This is a genomic window from Natrinema hispanicum, assembly GCF_900111485.1.
In the GTDB taxonomy this organism is placed as follows: Archaea; Halobacteriota; Halobacteria; order Halobacteriales; family Natrialbaceae; genus Natrinema; species Natrinema hispanicum_A.
This window is the reverse complement of record NZ_FOIC01000029.1, coordinates 24,683-26,381: the sequence shown is the minus strand read 5'-3', so window position 1 is coordinate 26,381 and position 1,699 is coordinate 24,683. Positions and strand designations below refer to the sequence as shown.

General features: G+C 58.1%; 1 protein-coding gene and 1 CRISPR repeat array. The gene reads right to left on the bottom strand.

What is annotated here, in order from left to right; all coding sequences use genetic code 11:
• Positions 1-308: 308 nt before the first annotated feature.
• Positions 309-1,307 (bottom strand): transposase, encoded by a 999-nt coding sequence (locus tag BSG09_RS16690; protein ID WP_092935115.1) that lies wholly within the window; start codon positions 1,305-1,307, stop codon positions 309-311.
• A 63-nt stretch (positions 1,308-1,370) separates the two neighbouring features.
• Positions 1,371-1,697: direct repeats of the CRISPR family, unit length 37 nt; unit sequence GTTTCAATCCCGTTCTGGGTTTCTACCGCCCTGCGAC.
• Between the last annotated feature and the right edge of the window lie 2 nt (positions 1,698-1,699).

The window sequence follows — 1,699 nt, the reverse complement described above, 5'->3', positions numbered from 1 at the left end:
ACTGTTTCAATCCCGTTCTGGGTTTCTACCGCCCTGCGACGTTGCCCTCGGTCATCGCCCCGCCGACCACCATCCGGTTTCAATCCCGTTCTGGGTTTCTACCGCCCTGCGACGCGTCTACGACGTCGGCGACGGCTACGAGATCGGCGGTTTCAATCCCGTTCTGGGTTTCTACCGCCCTGCGACCGGTCATCTCAGTCCCTCCGTGCAGCCGCGATCCCGGGTTTCAATCCCGTTCTGGGTTTCTACCGCCCTGCGACGCGTTCGCCAAAGAGCAGCAACCAATGGAGCGTGTCATAGAATCCAACTCATAGCTTGAGCTTCTCACGTCCTGGATCGTGTCCTCGCTCGTAGTTGGTGATTGCAATGACGATCCGAAGACACAGCGCAACAAACACTTCTGTTCGTGCGTGGACGCGGCCTCGGGCGCGGACGTGCCCGAGGCCGCAGTCCTTGACTGCATCGTTGGTTCGTTCGACCCCTGTCCGGTTGTTGTACGTCTCTTCCAAGATGGATTGTTTCAGCTGAACGTCCTCGCTGTGTTTCTCGATCCGGTCTTCGACTCTGTATTCGATGTCTTTCGGGTCGTCAGTGTTTCGCGGATTGTATGGAGCGATTGGCACGACTCCTGCGGTCAGCAGGTAGTCGTGCCAATCGAGGATGTCGTAGGCGCTGTCTCCAAGCATCCAGGTCGGTGTGTCGACGGCGAGCGCGTCACGTGTGACGCGCATCGCCGTCTCTTGGTCTGCTTGTTTGGCCTGTGTGAACTCCGCTGCTATCGGGATCTTTGCGCCGGTTGAAACGATCGTACAGCCGAAGCCGTAGTAGTACTCCTCGGCAGTTGGATCGTAGTTCCATGAGGCAGCGTCGTTGTACTGGATCGCCTCGATGTGCGTCGAATCGATGGAGTACGTCGAGTCGAGCAGGCCGCGGGCAGCGGCCTGCTCGACGAGTCTCTCGAAGATCTCGTCGACGACGTGTTCGAGGTCGGTAAGAAACCGGTCAATCGTGTCTCTAGACGGTGGTTTGTCGAGTCCGCAGTAGTACCAGACGAGGCCGTGCTGGAGTTCTCGTGTAACTGGACGTGTGCCGTAGGTGTCTTTGTAGTAGCAGTGCAGAAAGCCGCGAAAGAGGTCTGGTGGCTGGTGAACTCGTGTTCGCCCCCGCTTCGAGGGGGCGAACACGTCGTATTCCAGTAGAAACTCGAACTCAAGGTGTTCGAACAGCGGTACTGTCTCGGTGGCCGCGACATTCAAGAAGTCGTCTACCGAAGCTATGTCTTGCAGGGTTGCGCTTGTGTTGGACACACTTCGCGCACCCTGCTGCTTCGCACGTGACGCTTTCTATGACACGCTCACCAATGGGCAACCTGTTTCAATCCCGTTCTGGGTTTCTACCGCCCTGCGACAGCCGCAGAAAGTCGTGTGCATATTGAGCGACGGTGTTTCAATCCCGTTCTGGGTTTCTACCGCCCTGCGACTAGTTGGTATCAGCGCCCCATTCGGACGATGACGGGTTTCAATCCCGTTCTGGGTTTCTACCGCCCTGCGACCGGACTCGAGGGCGAGTGCGTCGGGGTCCGGGCAGAGTTTCAATCCCGTTCTGGGTTTCTACCGCCCTGCGACCGCTGAAGGTCCTTCGCGGCGACCGTGTTGGTTTTGTTTCAATCCCGTTCTGGGTTTCTACCGCCCTGCGACGA